The sequence below is a fragment of the Micromonospora sp. CA-244673 genome, from assembly GCF_050948395.1.
Lineage (GTDB): Bacteria > Actinomycetota > Actinomycetes > Mycobacteriales > Micromonosporaceae > Micromonospora.
Genome location: NZ_CP192019.1, coordinates 5,993,747 through 6,015,998, shown reverse-complemented (window position 1 = coordinate 6,015,998; position 22,252 = coordinate 5,993,747). Strand labels below are relative to the sequence as shown.

The following is a 22,252-nucleotide window of genomic DNA, read 5'->3' as shown; positions in this document are numbered from 1 at the left end:
CGCGGGTTCCCCGGGCCCCTGGTCGACCCCACGTCGACCAGGGGCCCCCGGGCGTCACGGGACCGTTCTCTCGATCGCCGCCCGGCCCAGCTCGGCCAGGTCCCGGCGGGCCTGCTCCAGGTTCTCCGGGGTGAGGTCCTGGCCGCGGGCCATCACCAGGTCCTCGGGATCCCACGGCTGCTCGGCGCCCGTCCGGATGTTGTCGCCGCCCGCACCGGTGCCGGTGCCGGTCGCCCCGGTCCCGGCCGCGTACGGGTCGCCGAGGATGTCCGGCGAACCGGTGTCGGGCACCGCGCCGTCCGGCTCGGTGAAGACGGGATTGTCCGGGTCGGTGCCACCGGTGCGCAGCTGCGGCACCGTGCTGTCGTCGTCCACCGCGGCGGCCACCTCGGGGGTCTCCTCCAGCGGCCGCTCGCCACCGCGGTCACGATCCGTCATGCTGCTGCCCTCCTGTCCCGTTCCGTGATCCCCACGGCGTACCCCGTGCGGGCCCGGCCATGCCGGCGGCCCGGGGGCGGGCGTCCCGGGGCCGTGGTCAGTGTTGGTCGGCGCCGGATGGCTCCGGCGGCTCGGTGGGGCGCAGCCGCTGCCAGAGCAGCATCAGCAGCCCGAAGACGAGCATCACGAGACCGGCCCAGAGGTTGATCCGGACGCCCTGCGCCTTGTCGATCTCGGCGGACGAGTCGAAGAGGCCCATCAGGCCCACGATCAGCCCGTACGCGACGAACAGCCCGCCGATCACCCGGCGGATGTCGAACAGCCGCGCCGCCGCGGACCGTGCCTCCCGCGAGTCCTCGGTCTCGTCGACCAGCGGGTCGTGGGCCTCGCCGTGCTGGTACCGGTCGGCGTTGTCTGCCATGGCGTGCGTCCCTTCCTCAGAAGACCGGGATGTAGAAGAGGGCGGCGAGGACCACGGCGATCACGCCGAGCAGCACCGGCGAGCGGTACCAGGCGGCGTCGCCGGCCAGCGAGTCGTCCTTCAGCGTGGCGTCACTCAGGCCGTAGACCAGGCCGGTCAGCTCGTCGTTCCGCTTCGGTCGGGTCAGCGGGGTGAGGATCGCGGCCACGACGGCGACCGTCACGAAGGCGAGACCGGCGCCCCAGAAGCTCTCCTCCAGGTCGGAGTTGAAGTGCAGGACGTCGGCCAGGTGCAGCAGGTAGGTCCCGATCGCCACCACGGTGCCGGCCAGCAGCGACCAGAAGCCGGCGAGCGGGCTCATCCGCTTCCAGAACATGCCGATGATGAAGGTGCCGAAGAGCGGGGCGTTGAACACCGAGAACAGGGCCTGGATGTAGTTCATGATGTTGCTGAACCCGGCCGCGATGAACGCCGTGCCGATGCCGACCACCACCGCCACCACGGTGGCGATCCGGCCCACCTTCACGTAGTACTCGTCCGGACGGTCGCGCCGGAAGTACGCCTGCCAGATGTCGTACGTGAACACGGTGTTGAACCCGCTGACGTTGGCGGCCATGCCGGCCATGAAGGAGGCCACCAGGCCGGTGACCGCGATGCCGAGCACCCCGTTGGGCAGCAGGTCACGCATGAGCAGCGGGATCGCGTTGTTGTAGACCAGGTCGCCCTCCTCGGCGCCGAGTCCCTTGACGGTGACCAGGGCGATCAGGCCGGGGATCACGGTGACCAGCGGGATGAACAGCTTCGGGTACGCGCCGATGATCGGGGTCCGGCGGGCGGCGCTCATGTTCCGGGCGGACAGGGCGCGCTGCACCTCGGCGAAGTTGGTGGTCCAGTAGCCGAACGAGAGCACGAAGCCGAGGCCGAAGACTATGCCCAGCCAGTGCGCGCCGAGCGGGTTGTCCGTGCTGCCGGTGCCCTGCCAGGCGTGCAGCCCCGCCTCGCCGAGCTTGGAGTCGCGCACCGCGTCCATGAGGCCGCTCACGCCGCCGACCTTCACGAGGCCGAGCACGGTGATCGGCACCAGGCCGGCGACGATCACGAAGAACTGGAGGACCTCGTTGTAGATCGCGCCGGACAGGCCGCCGATGGTGATGTAGGCCAGCACGATCAGCGCGCCGATCACGATCGCCACCCAGAGCGGCCAGCCGAGCAGCGCCTGCATGATCAGCGCGAGCGCGTAGAGGTTCACCCCGGCGATGAGCACCTGGGCGACCGCGAAGCTGATCGCGTTCAGCAGGTGCGTCGGCCGGTTGAAGCGCAGCCGCAGGTATTCGGGGACGCTGCGGACCCTCGAGCCGTAGTAGAAGGGCATCATCACGATGCCCAGGAAAACCATCGCCGGCACGGCGCCGATCCAGTAGTAGTGGACGGTCATGGCGCCGTACTGGGCGCCGTTGGCCGCCATGCCGATGATCTCCAGGGCGCCCAGGTTCGCCGAGACGAACGCGAGTCCGGTGACCCAGGCGGGCAGCGACCGCCCGGAGAGGAAGAAGTCGACACTGGTGCGGATGGCCCGCCGCGCGGCGAAGCCGACGCCGAGGACGGTGATGAAGTAGAGCGCCAGGATCAGATAGTCCAGGGCGTTCATGTCCAACCGGAGACCGACACCCATCCCGCTGCTCCCTCCGTGGCGACGCTGCGCCCGCAGGTACCCACTTTGCGAAATTTCATGCTTGAAGGGCGGTCTTCACACACGGCGGAGCCCCGGCCGTGCACCGGCGCGGGGCTCCGTGCGGGATGTCGTCAGCGGCCGAGGACCCGGTCCAGGAAGTCCCGGTAGCCGCGCACGGCCACCCTGAGCTGCTCCGTGTCGGTCGAGCCGGACTCCTGCCAGCTGCCCAGCTTGGTCTTCTGCTCGCGCAGCGCGGCGGACAGCGCCTCGATGGCCTCCTCGACCAGCGACTGCGCCTCGCCGACCGCGGCCCGCGGGTCGTCCACGAAGCGGAGTTGGACGTCCCGCCAGCGGTCCCGGAAGTCCTGGGCGGTCTCCGCGGCGAAGAGGGTGGCCGCGTCGGCCGGCACGGCGCCCGGTGTGGGCCGGGCCGCGCCGGCCAGCGCGGCGCCCGCCGCGGCGGTGCTGGTGTCCGGGTCGACCATGGCCGGCTCGGCGCTGCCGTACCCGGCCCCGGCGGCGGCCTCCGCGTCGTCACGCGCCGTGCCGGAGTGGGCGGCCTCCCAGCGGTCCGGGTCGTGCAGCCGGTCGCCCGCCGTCGGGTCGGCCCGTTCGTCGTCGAACGCGTCGGTCCGGCCCGGCGCGCCGTCGCCCGGCGCGGCGGTGTCCTCGCCGCGCGGGTCCCGCTCGTCCTCGGGCCGCCCGCTGGCCATCGCGGAGGCGGCCACCGCGTCGCCCACCGAGGTCGCCCCGGCGAAGGAGGTCGGCAGCGGCGCGGGGTCGTGGTACACCGGCCGGTCGTCGGCGTCGGCGGCCTCCGCGTCGCGGATCTCCCGGGCGTCGTACGCCCGGGTCTCGTCGAGTTCCGCCCCCTCGCGGTCGGCGCGCTCGCCGGCGACCGCCGGGTCGTCGAAGGTGCCCCGGTCGTCCAATGCGTCCTCGGGCACCTCGGCCCGGGCGGCCCGCTCGGCGTCGGGCCCGTCCCCGGCGGTCCGGTCGTCCGGCGGCGGGACCGGCACCGGCGCGGACCGGACGGCCTCGGGGTGGTCCTGCGTGACCTGCTGCTTTTCCTGACGCATGGCGGCGGCCTCCTCAGCGGCTCGTGGCGTCGTGCTCGTGGTCGGGGTGGCGCTGCGCCGGCGGCTGGTGCCCGACCGGGTCCTCGCCGAGCAGGTCGGCGAAGAGGGCCCGGTAGTGCACGAGCGCCTGCCGGAGTTCCTCGGTGCCGGCCTCGCCGCGCTCGTTGCGCAGCCGGATGTCGTGGGCGTCGCGGTAGTGGGTCAGGGTGCGGGCGTGCTCGACGGAGAGGTGGGCGATCTGTTCCGAGAAGTCCCCGGTGGGGTATCCGCGTTCCGCGATCAGCCGGCTGACCAGTTCGTCGGCGTCGCCGACGGTTTCGGCGGGGGAGTCGACGAAACGCACCTGGAGCTCCTCCCAGGCGGAGGCGTACCGGGCGCGGGACTCCGGACTGAGCGGGGTCAGCTCCAGCTCGGCGTGGCGGCGTTCCCGCTCCCGCAGCTCCCGCTCGGCGGCGCTCCGGCTGTCCTGCTCCTCGACGGCCCGGTCGTACTCGGGGCCGAAGCGCTGCCGGAGCGCCCGGCGGCGGCTGGCGACCACGGCGACCGCGGCCAGCGCCGCGAGCACCAGAACGACGATGACTATGACGACTACCTGCGTGGGCGACATGGCTCCTCCTTCGCCCGCTGGTATTCCCTCCGGCCGGTGATCGCCAATCCCGATCGGCGGTACTTTCCTGCGCGGTCGCGCCCACGGTGCCTGCCCACGGCACGGCCGGGCACACATCGGGTTCGTGCCGCGAAAGAGTGGACTCGTTCCAGAAACTGCGCCCGGGCGGGTGGCCGGGGCCGCCCGGCGCCTCCGTACCGGGCGGGGCGCGGCGGTGACGGGGGCGGTGAGCCGGTCTTCCGTACGCCCCTTGAGGACGAACGTTCCGGCGGTGGTTCCCGTCCAACGGTGTCCACAGCGAACATTCCGGACCGTAGTGAGGGGCGAGACGGCCGGTAGTGCATCCGGCTGGGATTACGTATCCTGCCCAAGGCGCCCGGGCCGGGGCCCGGCGTCGCGGCCCTTCCGGCCGGTGCCGGCGCCACCCCTGCGACACCTTCCCCCGGGCGAGGTTGGATGAACACCCGAGACTGGCCGATCCGCGCCAAGCTGACCGCGCTGGTCATCGGTCCGGTGACCGGGCTGCTGGCACTGTGGATCTTCGCCACCACGCTGACCTTCGGGCCGGCCCTCGACCTGCTCGCCGCGCGTACCCTCCTCTATGACCTGGGCCGACCCGGCGAGAGCGTGGTCGCCGAGCTGCAACGGGAACGCCGGCTCTCGGTCGTCCAGCTCGCCGGCGACACCGTCCTGCCGGCCCTTGCCGAGCAGCGCGACCGCACCGACCGGGCGATCGCCGAGCTGCGCCGCCGGGTCGACGGGGAGAAGCTCCGCGACGCCGCCGACGACCTGCTCGACGCCCGGCTCGACCAGCTGGTCTCCGCGCTCGACGCGCTGCCCGCCGGGCGGGGCTTCATCGACGGCCGGAAGGTGGACCAGGCCGGCGCCGTCGGGCTCTACAGCGGAATGATCGGCTCCGCCTTCCAGACCTTCTCCGCCATGGCCACGCTGCCCGACGCCCAGCTCAACCGGCAGGCGCTGGCGCTCACCGGGCTCGGCCGGTCCCGGGAGCTGCTCGGCCAGGCCGACGCGCTGCTGGCCGGCGCGGTGACCGCCGGCCGGTACGCCGAGGGCGAGCACGAACAGCTGGTCCGCACCATCGAGAACCAGCGCTTCCTGGCCGAGAACGCGGTGGCCGACCTGCCACCCGCCGAACGGACCGGTTACCAGCGGCTCACCGAGGGGGCGGCGTTCGTCCGGCTGCGCGCCCTCCAGGACACCCTGGTCCGGGCCCCCGGCCTGCCGGCCGGGTTCGACATCCGGGCCTGGGAGACCAGCCACGCCGAGGTCTCGCAGGGCCTGCGGGACTTCGAGCTGCGCGGCGCGGACACCCTCACCGAGCGGTCCGTGCCGATGGCGGTCCAGATCCTGATCCGGCTCGCCGCCGCCGGGGTGCTCGGCCTGGTCGCCATCGTGGTCTGCGTGCTCGTGGCGCTGCGGGTCGGCCGGTCCCTGGACCGCCGGCTCACCGGGGTACGCACCGCCGCGCTGGAGATGGCCGAGCAACGCCTGCCCGACGTGGTGGCCCGGCTGCGCCGCGGCGAGGAGGTCGACGTCGCCCGCGAGGCGCCCGAGCTGGACCACGGCAGCGACGAGATCGGCCAGGTGGGGCGCGCCTTCAACGAGGTGCGTCGCACGGCCGTGCAGGCCGCCGTCGACGAGGTGACCCTGCGCCGCGGCCTCAACGAGGTCTTCCTGAACATCGCCCGGCGCAGCCAGGGCCTCGTGCACCGGCAGCTGGCGCTGCTGGACCGGCTGGAGCGGCGGACCGAGGACCCGGACGAACTGGCCGGGCTGTTCCAGGTCGACCATCTCGCCACCCGGCTCCGGCGGCACGCCGAGGACCTGGTCATCCTGGCCGGCGCCGCCCCCGGCCGGGGCTGGCGCAACCCCGTCGCCGCGGTCGACGTGGTGCGTGGCGCGATCTCCGAGGTCGAGGCGTACGACCGGGTCGACGTCGGCGAGGTCCAGCCGGCCGGGGTGCTCGGCCGCGCCGTCGGCGACGTGATCCACCTGCTCGCCGAGCTGATCGAGAACGCCACCGTCTTCTCCCCGCCGGGCACCCGGGTGGACGTCAGCGGTCGCACCGTGCCCGGCGGCTACACCGTCGAGATCACCGACCGGGGGCTCGGCATGTCGGCGCCGGCGCTGGCCGAGGCCAACCGCAAGCTGTCCCACGCCCCGGAGTTCGACCCGACCGACAGCGCCCGGCTGGGCCACTTCGTGGTCGCCCGGCTGGCCGCCCGCCATGGTGTCCGGGTCGAGCTGCGGCCGGCCGTACCCGGTGGAACCACGGCCGCCGTCTTCGTCCCGTCGGACCTGGTCACCGCCGAGCCGGCGCTCGGTTTGGCCGGCCCGGACGCCGACCGGCCCGGGCGGGACGACCGGCGGATGGCCAAGGTGACCCGGCTGGCCACCGTCCCCCGGACGCGGGCCGCCCGGCCCGGCCGGGACCGCCCCGAGTCGGCGGTCGTGCCGCTGCCCGCCGCCCGTGCCTCCGCCGTCGAGACGCCGGCGGACGTCGACGGCCTGCCCCGCCGGGTCCGCCGGCGCGGGCCGGCGGCCCGCCCCCGGCCGGTCGTCGCGGACAACCCGGCGCACCGCCCGCCCGAGGAGGCCCGGCGCACCATGTCCGCGCTTCAGGCCGGCACCGCCCGGGGCCGCCGTGACGGCTCCCGCGCCGCCGCCGACCCCACCGCCGCGCGCCGCGGGCCCGCCTCCACGGCGGCGAGCGGCGCGCCGGCCGACCCGACCGCCGCGCGCCGCGGGCCCGCCTCCGCGGCGGCGAGCGGACCGGCCGCCGACCCCGCCGCCGGCCCGGGCCGGGCCGGCGCTCCGCCCACCGACGCGGCCCGTGCCCGGGCCGCCGAGCCCTCCCCGCCCGAACCGGCGGCGGCTCCGGACCAACGAACCGCGACTGAGAGGGACGCCTAGTGGTGCACACGACGCGGCAGAACGCCGATCTCGACTGGTTGCTCGACGACCTGGTGGAGCGGGTGCCGGGCGCCCGCCAGGCGGTGGTGCTGTCGGCGGACGGCCTCATGCTCGGCGCGTCCGCCGAGTTGGACCGCACCGACGCGGAACACCTCTGCGCCCTGGCCTCCGGTTTCTCCAGCCTCGCCAAGGGGGCCACCCGGCACGTGGGTGGCGGCGCGGTCCGGCAGACCGTGGTGGAGATGGAGTCGGCGTACCTGTTCGTCACGGCCGCCGGGCAGGGCGCCTGCCTGGCGGTGGTGAGCGACGCCGACGCCGACATCGGGCTCGTGGCGTACGAGATGGCCATGCTGGTCATCCGGGTCGGCGAGAACCTCAGCGCACCGGCCCGCACGGCGGCGACCGATGCGGGCTGAGCCGCCGGGCCCCCACCACGAGTGGCTGGACGCCGCCGCCGGTCCCGTGGTCCGCCCGTACACCGTGACCGGCGGCCGGGTGCGCCCGCCGGTCGACGGCTTCGACCTGGTGGCGTTCGTGCTGACCACGCCGGGGGCCGACCCGACCGGGGTGCCCGGTCTCCAGCCGGAGCACCGACGCCTCGTCGAACTGGCCCGCCGGCCGGTGGCCGTGGCCGACCTCGCCGCGGACCTGGATCTCGCCGTCGGCGTGGTCCGGGTGCTGCTCGGCGACCTTCTCGCCCGGGGGCTGGTCACGGTGCGCCGGCCGGCCGCCGCCCACCTGCCCGACGACAACATCCTCAAGGCGGTGGTCAGTGGACTCCGTGCGCTTTGACCGGGAGCCGGCCGCGCCGCGGGTGCCGCTGGCTCTGAAGATCCTCATCGCCGGTGGCTTCGGCGCGGGCAAGACGACGCTGGTGAGCGCGTTGAGCGAGGTCCGGCCGTTGCAGACCGAGGAGGTGCTGACCGGCGCCGGAATCGGCACCGACGACGTCTCCGGGGTGGAGCAGAAGTCGACCACCACGGTCGCCATGGACTTCGGCCGCATCACCATCAACGACGACCTGCAGGTCTATCTCTTCGGCACGCCGGGGCAGGACCGGTTCTGGTTCCTCTGGGACGAGCTGGCGTTCGGGGCGCTCGGCGCCGTGGTGCTCGCCGACACCCGGCGGCTGGCCGACTGCTTCCCCTCGATCGACTACTTCGAGCAGCGGGGCATCCCGTTCGTGGTGGGCGTGAACTGCTTCGACGGGTCCCGCCGGTTCAGCCTGGAGGCGGTCCGCGACGCCCTGGACCTGGACCCGGACGTGCCGCTGGTGCTCTGCGACGCCCGGGACCGGCAGTCCGGCAAGCTGGTGCTGATCTCGCTGGTCGAGCACGTCGCGCGGCAGCGGGGCGAGCCGGTGCCGGTGGGCTGACCGGCTCCGCCCGCCGGCCCGGCGCGACCGGCCGGGAAGCCCGCGCCGGGAATGACGCCTAACCGGGCGGCTCACCGGGAAGCCTCTGGTTGGATCGACGGTGAGACGGCGGAAGGGTGGGAGCGGTGACCGGGCAGGACACGATCGTCCACATCGGGGGCTACACGGCGGAGGCGGGCGGCCGGGCCGAGGGCATCGTGGCCGCCCGACGCGATCCGGCGACGGGCGCGCTGACCCCGCTCGGCACGGTGGCGGTCACCCCGTCGCCGTCGTTCCTCGTCCGGCACCCGGCGCTGCCGGTGCTCTACGCGGTCAACGAGCTGGCCGAGGGGCAGGTCAGCGCCTTCCGGGCCGGCCCGGGCGGCGACCTCGACCCGCTCGGCGTACGCCCGACCGGCGGCGCGGAGCCCTGCCACCTGGCGGTGGCGCCGGACGGGCGGCACCTGTTCGTGGCGAACTACGGCGGCGGGAGCGTGGCGGTGTTCCCGCTCGACGCCGACGGGACGCCGGGGGAGCGCAGCGACCTGATCCGGCACGAGGGGCACGGCGCCGACCCGGAGCGGCAGGAGCAGGCGCACTGCCACATGGTCTCGCCGGACCCGGCCGGCGGTCCGCTGCTCGCCGTCGACCTGGGCACCGACTCGGTCTACCGGTACGACCTCGACGTCTCCTCCGGGCGGCTGGCGCCCCGCGCCCCCCGGCTGCGGACGCCGGCCGGTACCGGCCCCCGGCACCTGGCCCGGCACCCGGACGGGCGGCGCTGCTGGCTGGTCGGCGAGCTGGACGGGACGGTCACCGCGTACGACCTCACCCCGGACGGGCTGCACCAGCGGGTCCGGGTGGAGGCCAGTGGCCGGGCCGGCCACGTGCAGCCCTCCGAGGTCGCCGTCGGGCCGGACGGCCGCTTCCTCTACGTGGGCAACCGGGGGGTGGGCACGGTCGCGGTGTTCGCGCTGGCCGGGGACGCGCCCGAGCTGGTGGCCGAGGTGGACACCGGTGGCGAGTGGCCGCGGCACTTCGCCCTGACCGGCGAGCACCTCTACGTGGCCGACGAGCGGGCCGGCATGATCAGGGTCTTCCGGGTGGATCCCGGCACCGGTGTGCCGGAGCCGGTGGGGGAGCCGGTGCCGGTGGCGAGCCCCACCTGTGTCCGTCCGTGACCGGACGGTCACCGGAACACCGTCCGCAGTGGACTTTGATCACCTGGGATGACTGATCACTCACTCAACGTAATGATTTGGCGATCAACTGTTTCTCCTGCGTAACTTTCGTCCGAACGGTTGTGGCACTAACCCCACGAGATACGCAAGATGGTCACCGTGTCTGGCCGCCATCGCATGCGTTCGAACCTCCGTGGGGCAGGTGCCGTTGCCGCGGCGACCGCGCTCGTCGTCGTCGTAGCCGGCTCCTGGTTCGGTTATCAGCAGCTGGCGGGCCCGAACTGCTCGGGACGGATCGAGCTGTCCGTCGCGGCGGCGCCGGAGATCGCTCCCGCCGTCCGCGGGGCGGCCGAGCAGTGGGTCTCCGACGGCGCCGCCGTCGGCGAGACCTGCATCGCCGTGAACGTCTCCTCCGCCGAGCCGGTCGACGTGGCCGCCGCGGTGGCGAGCAAGCACGGCGCCACCCTGGCCGGCGTCGGGCAGGCCAGCGGCACCGTGGCCACGCCGGACGTCTGGGTGCCGGATTCCTCCACCTGGCTGCTGCGGCTCAAGAGCGGCGGCGCCACCGCCTTCGCGCCGGCCAACGGCGCCTCGATCGCCCGCAGCCCGGTGGTCGTCGCGCTGCCGGAGCCGGTGGCCTCCCGGGTCGGCTGGCCGGACAAGAAGCTCACCTGGACCGACCTGCTGGGCCAGGTGACCAGCAGCAAGCCGCTGCGCGCCGGGATCGTCGAGCCGACCCAGGACGCGGCGGGCCTGTCCGGGCTGCTCTCGCTGACCGCCGCCGCCAGCGCCACCGGCGCCGCCGGTTCACCGAAGGCGCAGGAGGCGATGGTCGGCGCGCTGCGGGCGCTGGCCACCAACCGTTCCTCACTGCGGCAGGACCTCCTCGCCCGCTTCCCGCGCTCGTCCGACCCGACGGCCATCGCCAACGCGCTGGGCGCCGCGGCGCTGTCGGAAGAGGACGTGATCGCCTACAACAGCACCAAGCCGCCGATCCCGCTGGCCGCGCTCTACCTGGAGCCGGCGCCCATGCCGCTGGACTACCCGTTCGCGGTGCTGCCCGGCATCGAGCCGACCAAGGCGTCGGCCGCCCGGGTGCTCTTCGAGGTGCTGCGTACGCCGGGCTTCAAGAACCGGCTGGCCGGGCAGGCGCTGCGGGCCCCGGACGGCAACTGGGGCGACGGGTTCAAGGCGCCCCAGGGCGCACCGAGTCCGGCCAACGGCGGTGCGAGCGCCGTACCGCCGTCCGGCCAGGGCGGCGCGGCGGACCTGGACCCGGTCGCCATCCAGAAGGCGACCACCACCTGGTCGGTGGCCACCCAGTCCGGTCGCATGCTCTGCGTCATCGACGTCTCCGGCTCGATGAAGAAGCCGGTGGCGACCGCGGGTGGCGCCAGCCGGGAGCAGGTCACGGTCGCCGCCGCGAGCCAGGGCCTCGGGCTCTTCGACGACTCCTGGTCGATCGGCCTGTGGACCTTCTCCACGAACCTGAACGGTCCGCAGGACTACCGCGAGCTGCTTGAGATCAAACCGCTGTCGAGCAACCGCGGCCCGCTCCAGCAGCGCCTGGCCGGGATCCGGCCGTCGGACGGCGACACCGGCCTCTACGACACCATGCTGGCGGCCTACAAGAAGGTCCAGCAGGACTGGGAGCCCGGCAAGGTCAACTCGATCGTGCTGTTCACCGACGGCAAGAACGACGACGACAACGGCATCTCCCAGAAGGCGCTGCTGGACCAGCTGAAGAAGCTGCAGGACGACGAGCAGCCGATTCAGGTGATCATCATCGGCATCGGCACCGAGGTCAGTCGCGCCGAGCTCAAGTCGATCACGGACGTGACCCGGGGTGGCGCATTCGTGACCACCGACCCCAGCAAGATCGGCGAGATCTTCCTGCAGGCGATCGCGCTGCGGCCGCCGGCGCCGCGCTGACCCGACACTCAGCGAACGCATTCCGCCGTACCGGCGAAACCGGTACGGCGGAACGCTTCCCGGCCCGAACGGCCGGGAGAAAACTGACGGCAATGTGTCCGAAGCAATCGGTAACCATAATTGTCGAGGCAAGATGACCGGGTGCTCCGAGCCACGGGATCCCCACCGGGACCGCGCGGCGCGGGGTCGTCCTGAGCGAAGTGGGGAGGGCCGGTGACCTCGGCGACGCTGTTGACCCCCGCCAGCACGTCGTCGCGACCCGGTGGCGACCGCCCCGGACCGACGACGCGCGCCGCGGAGCGGGCCTACATCCGGGTCCTGGCGGTGCTGGACACCGCCGTGCTGACCGTGGCCATCCTGATCGGGTACGTGGCGCGGTTCGGCGACGAGCAGCCGAGCGGCTCCGAGATCCCCTACGTGGTGGTCGCGCCCGCCCTGCTGCTGGTCTGGCTGGTCTCGCTCAAGGCGATGCGCTGCTACGACGACCAGGTGCTCGGCTACGGCGCCGACGAGTACCGGCGGGTCAGCGCGGCGAGCCTGCGGCTGGCCGGCGGCATCGCCATCGCCGGCTACATCGCCGACGTCGGGGTCTCCCGGGGCTTCCTGGCCGTCTCCTTCGCGGTCGGCACGCTCGGTCTGGAGGTGGCCCGGTTCGCCGCCCGCAAGCGGCTGCACCGCGCCCGCGACCGGGGCGCCGGCTGGTCCCGCAAGGTGCTCGTGGTCGGCGACACCGCCCACGTGCTGGAGCTGGTGCACACCCTGCGCCGCGAGCCGTACGCCGGCTACCAGGTGGTCGGCGCCTGCATCCCCGACGCGCTGCTCGCCCCGGTGCCGCAGCGGCTGGGCGACGTGCCGGTGGTGGGCTCGTTCCGGGGCATCCCCGAGGCGGCCACCGCGATCGGCGCGGACACCGTGGCGGTCACCGCCTCGGGCGAGCTGACCGCCGCCCGGCTGCGCCGGCTGGGCTGGCAACTGGAGGGCACCGGGGTCGACCTCGTGGTGGCCCCGGCGCTGACCGACGTCGCCGGCCCGCGCATCCACACCCGGCCGGTGGCCGGCCTGCCACTGATCCACGTCGAGGCGCCCGAGTTCCGGGGCGCCCGCAAGCTGGTCAAGGGGCTTGTCGACCGCTCGATCTCGCTGATCGCCCTGCTCCTGCTCGCGCCCCTGCTGGTGGTGATCACGCTCGCCATCAAGCTGGACAGCCGCGGCCCGGTGCTGTTCCGCCAGACCCGGGTCGGCCAGGGCGGCAAGGAGTTCGGCGTCTTCAAGTTCCGCACCATGGTGGTCAACGCCGACGCCCTGCTCGCCGAGCTGGCCGCGCGCAACGAGACCGACGGCCTCATGTTCAAGATGCGCGACGACCCCCGGGTGACCCGCGTGGGCAAGCTGCTGCGCAAGTGGTCCCTGGACGAGCTGCCCCAGCTGGCCAACGTGCTGCTCGGCCAGATGAGCCTGGTCGGCCCGCGCCCGCCGCTGCCCTCCGAGGTGGCCCGCTACGACGGCGACGTGGCCCGCCGGCTGCTGGTCAAGCCCGGCATGACCGGCCTCTGGCAGGTCAGCGGCCGGTCCGACCTGAGCTGGGAGGACGGCATCCGGCTCGACCTCTACTACGTGGAGAACTGGTCCCTCGCCGCCGACCTGACCATCCTCTGGAAGACCTTCGGCGCGGTGCTCAACAGCCGCGGCGCGTACTAAGCCTTCCCGGTCAATGCCCTGCGGCGGTGCGCGGTTGTCCGGTTCATGTGATTAGTCGTGGCGGCCTCCCTTGCTGCTCCCAGCGTCGAGTGCAGGGCCAGTGCCTGGGTCGCGAGGGCCGCGATGCCCTCGTGCAAGTTGCGTAGCTGGTGGGGTGGCTGATCCGGTTGCCGCGGGTCAGATGGGTCATGGGGTGTCGAGCAGCGAGACGGGGACGGCACGGCCATGCGGAAGCTCGTCGGTGTCCGCCCCTTGCGGCTACTGCGCCGGTGGGCGCTCGTGCCCAGCAAGCCGACGGCACCGCATGGTTTCGTCACGTACGGGCAGCGTGGCGGTGTGGGTGGTTTTACCAGCTGATGCGGGACTCCGGTCACGATGATTTGTCAGAGGACCACTTCGTATCGGAGTTCGGCGCCATCGCTCGTCGATCCCGCCTATTGATGGCACTTCCCCAGTGCCACCGATTCCTGCCTATCACAGCCTTCTCCGAATCGCTCATTGACGTGCACTACCGGCGGCGGTACTTTCAGACCGACCATCGACAGGTGTGACGGGGCCCTGATCGTTTGAGTGCTGTCGCGCGGTCGGGCCCAATTGGAGGGAGACTGCGTGAAGCTTCGGAAAGAGACCCTTGGACGTGTCCTGATGGCAGGGGCGGCCGCGATCGGACTGGTATTGGCCGTGGAGACGCCGGCTCTGGCTTCATCGGACGCGTACCTTGAGTACTACTCCAGTGACGGCATCCTCCGTGGGAAAGGCTACTTCCAAGCCGACCCCTACGCTGGGGATCCTGGTGATGCGATCAAGGCGTGCGACGTCTCCGGTGACGGCTACGGTATCGAGGTCCAGATGGACATCAACCCGGATGCGTCCCCCTACTGGCAAACTGACCGTGTTGCGACAACTCGCGGCCATAACGCGACGTACTGCAGCCCTTGGGTAACCGGGAACATCGCCGACGAGACCAAAGTTGAGCTGAAGATCTGCCTCGTCAAGGGCACGGACTTTGAGGTCTGCACCAGTCCGGTGGTTCGCCGCGCCTAGGGCTCTACAGCGAGTGCAAATTGGATTCGGCGTCCACGTGAACTTCTCTGCCTCGTACAGATTTCCGGCCTGATTAGGTATCGGAATAACGAGCTCGGCAGGTCGCTGGGTTTCACCTGAGGCTCGTCGCGCGGTTGGCGCCTCAGCGGGTCGGTGCCGGACCCATGCGGGTACTGCCGGTGACGGTCGGTGTGCAGCAAGCCCGACAGGCGCAACACGGTTTCGTCCCGTACCGGCAGCGTGGCGGCGTGGGAGATTCTCATAGCTGGTGCGGGACTCCGGTCACGATGATTTGTCAGAGGATCACTTCATCGGAGTCCCGCGCCGTCACCCGTCGATCCCGGCCGTTGATGGCGCTTCCCAGCGCCACCGACTTCCAGATAGCACGCCTGGTCACGGCTGCGGGCCGAGCCAGTCCAGGCAGACCACCACCGCGTCGTCGACCAGGTCGCCGGCCACGAAGGCGCGCAGGTCGCCGATCAGCGACCGGACGGCGTCCAGCGGCTCCATGGGCCCGGTGCGCCGCAGGAAGCGGTCCAGCGCGGTCTCGCCGTAGCGGATCCGCTCCGAGGTGGCGTCGATCACCCCGTCGCTGACCACGAAGAGCCGGTCCCCGCGGTGCAGCTCGAAGCGCTGCTCCCGGTAGTCGGTGCCCTCGAACATGCCGAGCGGGAACTGCTTGTCCAGGACCTGCTCGGTCACCTCGCCGTCGCGCAGCAGCACCAGGCGGGGCGAGCCGGCGTCGACCACGGTCAGCGTCCCGCTCGCCAGGTCCAGCTCCAGCAGGAGCGCGGAGAGGTGCTGCTCGCCCCGGTGCAGCGCGTAGATCGCCTGGTCGGCCAGGGCGGCCTGGTCGGCCAGCCCCAGCTGGGCGCGGCGGGCGTTGCGCAGGGCGTGGGTGGCGAGCGAGGTGAGCATCGAGGCGGCCACCCCCTCGCCCGACCCGTTGACCACCGACAGCCAGAGCCGGTGGCCGTCGTCGGACCAGTCGAAGCCGTCGCCGCGCACGGCGTACGCCGGCTCCAGCTGGCCGGCCAGGCTGAAGGAGGGGCGGATCCGGCTGCGGCCGGGCAGCAGCTCCCACTGCATCTCGGCGGCCAGGGTGAGCCGGCGGCTGCGCCGAGCGGTCAGGTAGATGTCGGTGGTGGCCGCCACAGCGGCCAGCTCGTGCCCGAGCGCGGTGGCGACGGCGTCCAGCTCGCTCAGGGCGGCCGGGTCAGCCGGCAGCGGCGAGACCCGGAGCACCCCGCGCCGCTCGCCGCGCATCCCGACCGGGAACCAGCCGGTGCCCTCCGACACGACGGGCTCCTGATGGTCGAAGCAGCGCCAGGCCGGATGGCCGGGTGTGACGATCGGCTCACCGCCGTCCAGGGGCAGCAGCGCGGCCAACCGATAGTCGACCTGGTACAGCTCGGCGCCGGTGATCCCGTACGACCGTTCCAGCTCGGCGGCGAGCCGGTCGACGAGCTGGTCGGTCGGCGCTTCGGTGAGGCTCCGCCGCGCCCGATCCTCCGGTCCGCTCATCTTTGCTCCTTTGCACAGGTCGTCGGCCTGGTGGGGCGAGTAGTCTCGGGCCCACCATGGCCGAAGAACACGGTCCCCAGGGACCTGATGCGAGTATGGCCGCCGCTCTGGACGAGGCGGCGGGCACCCTGCTGGCTGTCTGGGAGGCGGCCCGGGAGCGGACCACGAGCCGGCTCTCCGGTGCCCAGCTGCGCGCGGTCATGGTCGTGGAGCAGCACGACGGGATCAACCTCCGTCGGCTCGCCACGCTGACCGACATGCTGCTCTCCTCCGCCAGCCGGCTCTGCGACCGGCTGGTGGCGGCCGGCATGCTGGAGCGGGAGCCGGGCCGGTACGACCGGCGCGAGATCGCCCTGCACCTCACCCCGTCGGCCACCCGGCTCCTCGCCGAGCTGCGCGCCGACCGGCGCCACCGGCTGGACCGGATCCTGGTCGGCATGAGCCCGGAGGGGCGGGCGGCGCTGGTTCGCGGGATGCGCGAGTTCGACGAGGTCGCCCGGCGCGGGGAAGCCGCCGCCGCCGAGGGCTGGCCGGTGCTCCAGCCGTCGGGGGAGCGGATCGGTGACCAGCGGGCCGAGCCGGAGTCACCCGGCGAGCCGCCGGTGGCCCGCACCGCCTGACCGGGTCGGGCCGGTCCCTCCCGCCGCCACGACCAGCATGGCGATGTCGTCGTGCACCTGGCCGTCGAGCCACTCGTCGACGAGCTGGAGCAGCCGGTCGACCAGCGCGGCGGGTGGCAGCCCGGCTCCGGACGCGAGCGCCCGCCGCAGCCGGGCGTCGCCGAACATCTCCAGCCGGCTGGGCCCGCCCCGGGCCTCGGTCACCCCGTCGGTGTACGCCACCAGCAGGTCGCCCGGGGCCAGGCGTACCTCCGCCTGCACGAAGCGGGCCGCGGTCAGCGCGCCGACCGGCATGCCGCCCACCCGCACCGGCTCGATCCGGCCGCCGGTGCGGACCACGAGCGGGGCCGGGTGCCCGCCGCCGGCCACCCGGACCAGCAGCCCGCCGTCCGGCTCGCGGGTCAGGGCGCCCAGCAGGAGGGTGGTGAACTGGGCCCGGCGGGCCGCGTCGGGTGCGTCCAGCAGCGCGCGGTTGAGCAGCTCCATCAGCTCTCGCGGCCGCGGCTCGACGAGCCGCAGGGTCTGCAGCGACTGGCGTACGCGCCCGGTCAGCACGGCCGCGCCGACCCCCTTGCCGCAGACGTCGCCGAGGGCGAAGAGGCCGCCGTCGGGGGTGGGGAAGAGGTCGTAGAAGTCGCCCCCGATGCGCAGGGTGTCCCCGGCGGCGCGGTAGCCGCCGGCCAGCGTCATCCCGGGCAGCCCCGGCAGGTCCGGGGGAAGGAGGCTGTTCTGGAGCACGCGGGCCAGGTGGGCCTGTTCGCCGTAGAGGTCGGCGGCCGCCAGGGCCGCTCCCGCCCGGGCGGCGAACTCCCGGGCCAGCTCGACCTCCCGCTGGTCGAAGCCGCCCCGCTCGCGGCGGCGGGCCAGGATGAGCGCGCCGGCCGGGCCGCCCGCGCTGCGCATCGGGCTGATCAGCACGCTGCCGGGCCGGCCGAAGCCCGCGGGCAGCACCTCGGCCAGGTCGGCCAGCTCGGCGTCGAGCCAGGGGCTGGGCCCGGTGACGTCCCCGTCGAGCGCCTCGACCAGCCCGGGGCCCGACTCGACCGTCCGCCACCCGGCGACGCCGGTGACCGGACCGGGTTCGTCGGCGGCGTACCGGACCCAGTGCGGCCGGTCCTCGGCGGGCGGGGACGGGCGGTGCACGACCACGGCGGCGTCGGCCAGGTAGGGCACCGGGAGGGTGACGGCGGCCCGCAGCGTCCCGTCCCGGTGCAGGGAGAGTCCGAGCCGGCTGCCCGCCCGGGCCAGGAACGCGGTGCGGGACCGCTCGGCCAGCAGCGCGTCGGCGCGTGCCTGCTCCTCGGTGACGTCCCGCACGTACCAGGCGCTGGTGCCACCGGCCAGGCCGCGCCGGACGCCGCGCAGCCGCCGGCCGTGGTGCTCGGTGTCGAAGGTGTCGCCGCCGGCGCGCACCGCGCCCGCCAGCGCGGGCACCGCGCAGCCGGCCAGGTCGACGCCGGGGGAGAGCTCGGGGAGGAGCTCCGCGGCCGGCGCGTTGACCAGGGTCACCACGCCGGCCCGATCGGTGGTCACGACGGCCTCGGCGAGACCGTCCAGCACCTCGCGGGCGAGCTGGGAGTCGTCCGGCAGCGCGGCCCCGGCCGGCCGTCGGGCCGTCGTCACCGCCGGTGGCCGGGCGCTTCGGTCGGTCGAACCGTGCGCATGCTGTCGGTGCACTCCTCGGTCGCGGATCCGTTGCCTGGGAGCAAGCGTACCGAGCGGGGGCGCCATGAGCCCGTGGCGGAGCGTCCCGGTCACCCGGAGCGGGCCAGCCAGGCGACCGGCTTGTCGACCACCCGGCGGACCACCGAGGCGGCCCCACCGACCGCCGCGGAGCGGGCCCCGAGCGCCGCCGGGCGCACCGTCACCGGCGACCAGGCGGCGGTGAGCACCCGCCGGGAGATCTCGGCGACCACCGGCGGGCGCAGCCAGGGAGCGAGCGGGGCGTAGCCGCCGCCGAGCACCACGGTGTCCAGGTCGAGCAGGTTCACCACGCCCGCCACGGCCACCCCGAGGGCGGTCCCGGCGTCCGCCAGGGCGGCCAGCGTGGCCGGGTCGCCCGCCCGGGCCAGGTCGGCCAGCCGGGTGGCGGCGGTGTCCGCGGGCAGGTCCGCGCCGGCCAGGCCGGCGGCGGCCAGGATGGCTTCCTGGCCCGCGTACCGCTCCAGGCAGCCCTGGCCGCCGCAGCGGCACGGCCGCCCCTGCGGCTGCACCGGAATGTGACCGATCTCGCCGCTCCAGCCGCGCGCGCCCCGGTAGAGCACTCCGTCCAGCACGATCCCGGCGCCGATGCCGATCTCGCCGGTGATGTGCAGGAAGCTGGTCGAACCGGGCGGGCCGGCGTGCAGCTCGCCGAGGGCGGCCAGGTTGGCCTCGTTGTCGACCACCAGCGGTGGGATGCCGTCGACCGGCTCGGCGAGCGGGTGCCCGGCGAGCAGGGCGGGCACGTCGACGTCCCGCCAGCCGAGGTTGGGCGCGAGCCGGACCAGGCCGCCGCCGTCGACCAGGCCCGGCACGGCGAGCGCCGCGCCGGCCAGGGTCAGCCCGTCGCGTACGGCGGCGGCGCGGGCCTCGGCGGCCAGCGCGGCGAGCCTCCGCAGGGCGTCGGCGGGGGCGACCGGGCGCAGGTCGGCGCGGCGCACCAGGTGGTGCCGGACCGCCCCGGTCAGGTCGACCACGCAGGCGGCCAGGTAGTCGACGTTCACCTCCAGGCCGAGCCCGGCGGGGCCGTCGGCGGCCAGCACCAGCCCGCGGGCGGGCCGCCCGGCCCCGGTGCGCGGCGCGGGTTCGGCCTCGGCGACCAGCCGGCCGGCGATCAGGTCGTCCACCACGGCGGAGACGGTGGCCCGGGTCAGCCCGGTCCCGGCGGCGATCCCGGCCCGGGACGGCGGTCGGTCGGCGGTGGCGATCCGGCGGAGCACGACCGCGAGGTTGAGCTCGCGGAGGCTGCCCTGGCGGACCGCGCCGGCGGTGCTGGCGCTGGTCACCCCTTGACACTGCCACAGCGCCGCCATTTAATTCAACCACTGAACAAATTGTGGACGACACCACCACCCGGAGGTTCCCATGGCGCCCCGTCCCACCCCCGCGGACAAGTTCTCCTTCGGTCTCTGGACGGTGGGCTGGCAGGCCCGTGACCCGTTCGGCGACGCCACCCGACCCGCCCTGGACGCCGTCGAGGCCGTGCACCGGCTCGCCGAGCTCGGCGCGTACGGGATCACCTTCCACGACGACGACCTCATCCCCTTCGGCGCGGACGCCACCACCCGCGACCAGCACATCGCCCGGTTCCGCAAGGCCCTCGACGAGACCGGCCTGGTCGTGCCGATGGTCACCACCAACCTCTTCAACCACCCGGTGTTCAAGGACGGCGGCTTCACGAGCAACGACCGGGACATCCGCCGGTACGCGCTGCGGAAGGTGCTGCGCAACGTCGACCTCGCCGCCGACCTGGGCGCCCGCACCTTCGTCATGTGGGGCGGCCGGGAGGGCGCCGAGTACGACGTGGCCAAGGACGTCCGGGCCGCGCTGGACCGCTACCGCGAGGCCGTCGACCTGCTCTGCCAGTACGTCGTCGACCGCGGCTACGACCTGCGCTTCGCCCTCGAACCGAAGCCGAACGAGCCGCGGGGCGACATCCTGCTGCCGACCGTCGGGCACGCGCTGGCGTTCATCTCCACCCTGGCCCGCCCGGAGCTGGTCGGCCTCAACCCCGAGGTCGGCCACGAGCAGATGGCCGGGCTGAACTTCGCCCACGGCATCGCCCAGGCGCTCTGGCAGGGCAAGCTGTTCCACATCGACCTCAACGGCCAGCGCGGCATCAAGTACGACCAGGACCTGGTCTTCGGCCACGGCGACCTGCTCAACGCGTTCGCCCTGGTGGACCTGCTGGAGAACGGCGGGCCGAACGGCGGTCCCGCGTACGGCGGGCCGCGGCACTTCGACTACAAGCCCTCCCGCACCGAGGACATGACCGGCGTGTGGGCGTCGGCGGCGGCGAACATGCGCACCTACCTGCTGCTCAAGGAGCGGGCCGCGGCGTTCCGGGCCGACCCGGAGGTGGCCGAGGCCCTGGCCGCCAGCAAGGTGGCCGAGCTGGCCACCCCGACCCTGAACCCGGGCGAGGGCTACGCCGACCTGCTCGCCGACCGCTCGGCGTTCGAGGAGTTCGACCCGGACGCGGCCGGCGCGAAGGGCTTCGGCTTCGTTCGGCTCAACCAGCTCGCCGTCGAGCACCTGCTCGGCGCGCGCTGAGGCGGGCCGCCATGCCGCTCGTCGCCGGGGTCGACTCGTCGACCCAGTCCTGCAAGGTGGTGATCCGGGACGCGGAGACCGGCGCGCTGGTCCGGCAGGGCCGCGCGCCGCACCCCGAGGGCACCGAGGTCGACCCGCACGCCTGGTGGGACGCCCTGCGGGCGGCCGTCGCCGAGGCCGGCGGGCTGGCCGACGTGGCCGCCGTCGCGGTCGGCGGCCAGCAGCACGGCATGGTCTGCCTGGACGAGGCGGGGCAGGTGGTCCGCCCGGCGCTGCTCTGGAACGACACCCGTTCCGCCGACGCCGCCCGGGAGCTGATCGAGGAGGCCGGCGGCGGGGAGGCCGGCCGCCGGTTCTGGGCCGACGCGACCGGCGCCGTGCCGGTGGCCAGCTTCACCGCCACCAAGCTGCGCTGGCTGGCCCGGCACGAGCCGGCCAACGCCGACCGGGTGGCCGCCGTCTGCCTGCCGCACGACTGGCTCACCTGGCGGCTGGCCGGCGCACCGGGGCTGGCCGCGCTGCGCACCGACCGCGGCGACGCCAGCGGCACCGGCTACTGGTCTCCGCGTACCGGCGAATACCGCCTCGACCTGCTCGAACGCGCCTTCGGCCGGCGGCTGCGGGTGCCGGTCGTGCTCGGCCCGGCCGAGGTGGCCGGCCACCTCGACCCGGCGGCGCTCGACGCCGACCCGAGCGCCGGCGGCCCGGTCCTGCTCGGGCCGGGCACCGGCGACAACGCGGCCGCCGCGCTCGGCGCCGGGGCCGGACCGGGCGACGTGGTCGTCTCGATCGGCACCTCGGGCACCGTCTTCGCGGTCGCCGACACGCCCGCCGCCGATCCGAGCGGGGCGGTGGCCGGCTTCGCCGACGCGACCGGCCGGTTCCTGCCGCTGGTCTGCACGCTCAACGCCGCCCGGGTGCTCGACGCCGCCGCGACGCTGCTCGGCGTCGACCTGGCCACCCTGAGCGAGCTGGCCCTGGCCGCCCCGCCCGGTGCCGGCGGGCTGGTCATGGTGCCGTACCTGGAGGGGGAACGGACCCCGGACCGGCCCGGCGCCACCGGCGCGCTGCACGGGCTCACCCTGGGCACCTCGACCCCGGCGCACCTGGCCCGGGCCGCCGTCGAGGGCATGCTCTGCGCGCTCGCCGACGGCCTCGACGCGCTCACCGCGCAGGGCGCCCGCGCCGACCGGATCATCCTGGTCGGCGGCGGGGCCCGCTCGGCCGCCGTCCGCCGCATCGCCCCGCAGGTCTTCGGCCGCCCCGTGGTCGTGCCCCCGCCCGGGGAGTACGTCGCCGACGGAGCCGCCCGCCAGGCCGCCTGGGTGGCCCTGGGGGGCGCGGCGCCGCCCACCTGGCCGGCCGGCGACACGGAGGAGTACGCGTCGCCGGGCGTCCCCGCCATCCGCGAGCGCTACGCCCTGGCCCGGGACCGGGTGGTCGACCGGGCGGGGTGATAAACGGGATGCCGGGCGGCCGCCCGGTAGGGATCAT

19 protein-coding genes are annotated in these 22,252 nt (G+C 74.2%); 11 read left to right on the top strand and 8 right to left on the bottom strand.

The window, feature by feature from the left end; genetic code table 11:
* Positions 1-54: 54 nt before the first annotated feature.
* The 5 genes from ACQP12_RS27590 to ACQP12_RS27570 form a co-directional block, all read right to left on the bottom strand.
* Entirely contained in the window at positions 55-438 is a 384-nt protein-coding gene (locus ACQP12_RS27590) for a hypothetical protein (RefSeq protein WP_387107265.1), read from the bottom strand.
* A gap of 97 nt (positions 439-535) precedes the next feature.
* Positions 536-859, bottom strand: coding sequence for a hypothetical protein (locus ACQP12_RS27585; RefSeq protein ID WP_357941324.1), 324 nt, complete (start codon positions 857-859; stop codon positions 536-538).
* Positions 860-875: 16 nt separating this feature from the next.
* On the bottom strand, positions 876-2,531 hold the full coding sequence (locus tag ACQP12_RS27580; RefSeq protein WP_357941322.1) for a sodium:solute symporter family protein: 1,656 nt from the start codon (positions 2,529-2,531) through the stop codon (positions 876-878).
* 131 nt (positions 2,532-2,662) lie between these two features.
* Positions 2,663-3,610, bottom strand: a complete 948-nt coding sequence (locus ACQP12_RS27575) for a hypothetical protein (protein ID WP_433283139.1) — start codon at positions 3,608-3,610, stop codon at positions 2,663-2,665.
* A gap of 13 nt (positions 3,611-3,623) precedes the next feature.
* A complete protein-coding gene (locus ACQP12_RS27570; protein ID WP_433283136.1) occupies positions 3,624-4,217 on the bottom strand; it encodes a hypothetical protein in 594 nt (197 codons plus the stop codon).
* 456 nt (positions 4,218-4,673) lie between these two features.
* Between ACQP12_RS27570 and ACQP12_RS27565 the strand changes: the two genes are divergently transcribed.
* The 8 genes from ACQP12_RS27565 (at position 4,674) to ACQP12_RS27530 (ending at position 14,360) form a co-directional block, all read left to right on the top strand.
* A complete protein-coding gene (locus ACQP12_RS27565) occupies positions 4,674-7,151 on the top strand; it encodes a nitrate- and nitrite sensing domain-containing protein (RefSeq protein ID WP_433283134.1) in 2,478 nt (825 codons plus the stop codon).
* Entirely contained in the window at positions 7,151-7,567 is a 417-nt protein-coding gene (locus tag ACQP12_RS27560; RefSeq protein ID WP_313718502.1) for a roadblock/LC7 domain-containing protein, read from the top strand. The genes ACQP12_RS27565 and ACQP12_RS27560 overlap by 1 nt, the downstream gene beginning before the upstream one ends.
* Positions 7,557-7,943: a DUF742 domain-containing protein gene (locus ACQP12_RS27555; RefSeq protein ID WP_433283131.1), complete on the top strand. Its 387-nt coding sequence runs from the start codon at positions 7,557-7,559 to the stop codon at positions 7,941-7,943. Before ACQP12_RS27560 ends, ACQP12_RS27555 begins: the two co-directional genes overlap by 11 nt.
* A complete protein-coding gene (locus ACQP12_RS27550) occupies positions 7,924-8,526 on the top strand; it encodes a GTP-binding protein (protein WP_107078959.1) in 603 nt (200 codons plus the stop codon). Before ACQP12_RS27555 ends, ACQP12_RS27550 begins: the two co-directional genes overlap by 20 nt.
* A 125-nt stretch (positions 8,527-8,651) precedes the next feature.
* Positions 8,652-9,686 (top strand): lactonase family protein, encoded by a 1,035-nt coding sequence (locus ACQP12_RS27545; protein ID WP_433283129.1) that lies wholly within the window; start codon positions 8,652-8,654, stop codon positions 9,684-9,686.
* Between the two features lie 177 nt (positions 9,687-9,863).
* On the top strand, positions 9,864-11,618 hold the full coding sequence (locus tag ACQP12_RS27540) for a VWA domain-containing protein (protein ID WP_357941309.1): 1,755 nt from the start codon (positions 9,864-9,866) through the stop codon (positions 11,616-11,618).
* A gap of 213 nt (positions 11,619-11,831) precedes the next feature.
* A complete protein-coding gene (locus tag ACQP12_RS27535; RefSeq protein WP_357941307.1) occupies positions 11,832-13,316 on the top strand; it encodes a sugar transferase in 1,485 nt (494 codons plus the stop codon).
* A gap of 609 nt (positions 13,317-13,925) precedes the next feature.
* Positions 13,926-14,360, top strand: coding sequence for a hypothetical protein (locus ACQP12_RS27530; RefSeq protein ID WP_357941305.1), 435 nt, complete (start codon positions 13,926-13,928; stop codon positions 14,358-14,360).
* 393 nt (positions 14,361-14,753) lie between these two features.
* On the opposite strand, the gene ACQP12_RS27525 is transcribed toward ACQP12_RS27530, so the two are convergent.
* Positions 14,754-15,884, bottom strand: a complete 1,131-nt coding sequence (locus ACQP12_RS27525) for a PP2C family protein-serine/threonine phosphatase (protein WP_433283127.1) — start codon at positions 15,882-15,884, stop codon at positions 14,754-14,756.
* Between the two features lie 95 nt (positions 15,885-15,979).
* On the opposite strand from ACQP12_RS27525, the gene ACQP12_RS27520 reads away from it, so the two are divergent.
* The gene (locus tag ACQP12_RS27520; protein WP_433283125.1) at positions 15,980-16,504 is read left to right on the top strand and encodes a MarR family winged helix-turn-helix transcriptional regulator; all 525 of its coding nucleotides are present in this window, start codon (positions 15,980-15,982) and stop codon (positions 16,502-16,504) included.
* Here the strand turns inward: ACQP12_RS27520 and ACQP12_RS27515 are convergent.
* Positions 16,469-18,127: a SpoIIE family protein phosphatase gene (locus ACQP12_RS27515; RefSeq protein ID WP_433283123.1), complete on the bottom strand. Its 1,659-nt coding sequence runs from the start codon at positions 18,125-18,127 to the stop codon at positions 16,469-16,471. The two genes, ACQP12_RS27520 and ACQP12_RS27515, sit on opposite strands and share 36 nt — an antisense overlap.
* A gap of 131 nt (positions 18,128-18,258) precedes the next feature.
* Complete coding sequence (locus ACQP12_RS27510) at positions 18,259-19,518, bottom strand: ROK family protein (RefSeq protein WP_433283121.1); 1,260 nt, start codon at positions 19,516-19,518, stop codon at positions 18,259-18,261.
* A gap of 52 nt (positions 19,519-19,570) precedes the next feature.
* On the opposite strand from ACQP12_RS27510, the gene xylA reads away from it, so the two are divergent.
* A complete protein-coding gene (gene xylA, locus ACQP12_RS27505) occupies positions 19,571-20,758 on the top strand; it encodes a xylose isomerase (protein WP_433283119.1) in 1,188 nt (395 codons plus the stop codon).
* An 11-nt stretch (positions 20,759-20,769) separates the two neighbouring features.
* Positions 20,770-22,215, top strand: a complete 1,446-nt coding sequence (gene xylB, locus ACQP12_RS27500; RefSeq protein WP_433283117.1) for a xylulokinase — start codon at positions 20,770-20,772, stop codon at positions 22,213-22,215.
* Positions 22,216-22,252 lie beyond the last annotated feature (37 nt).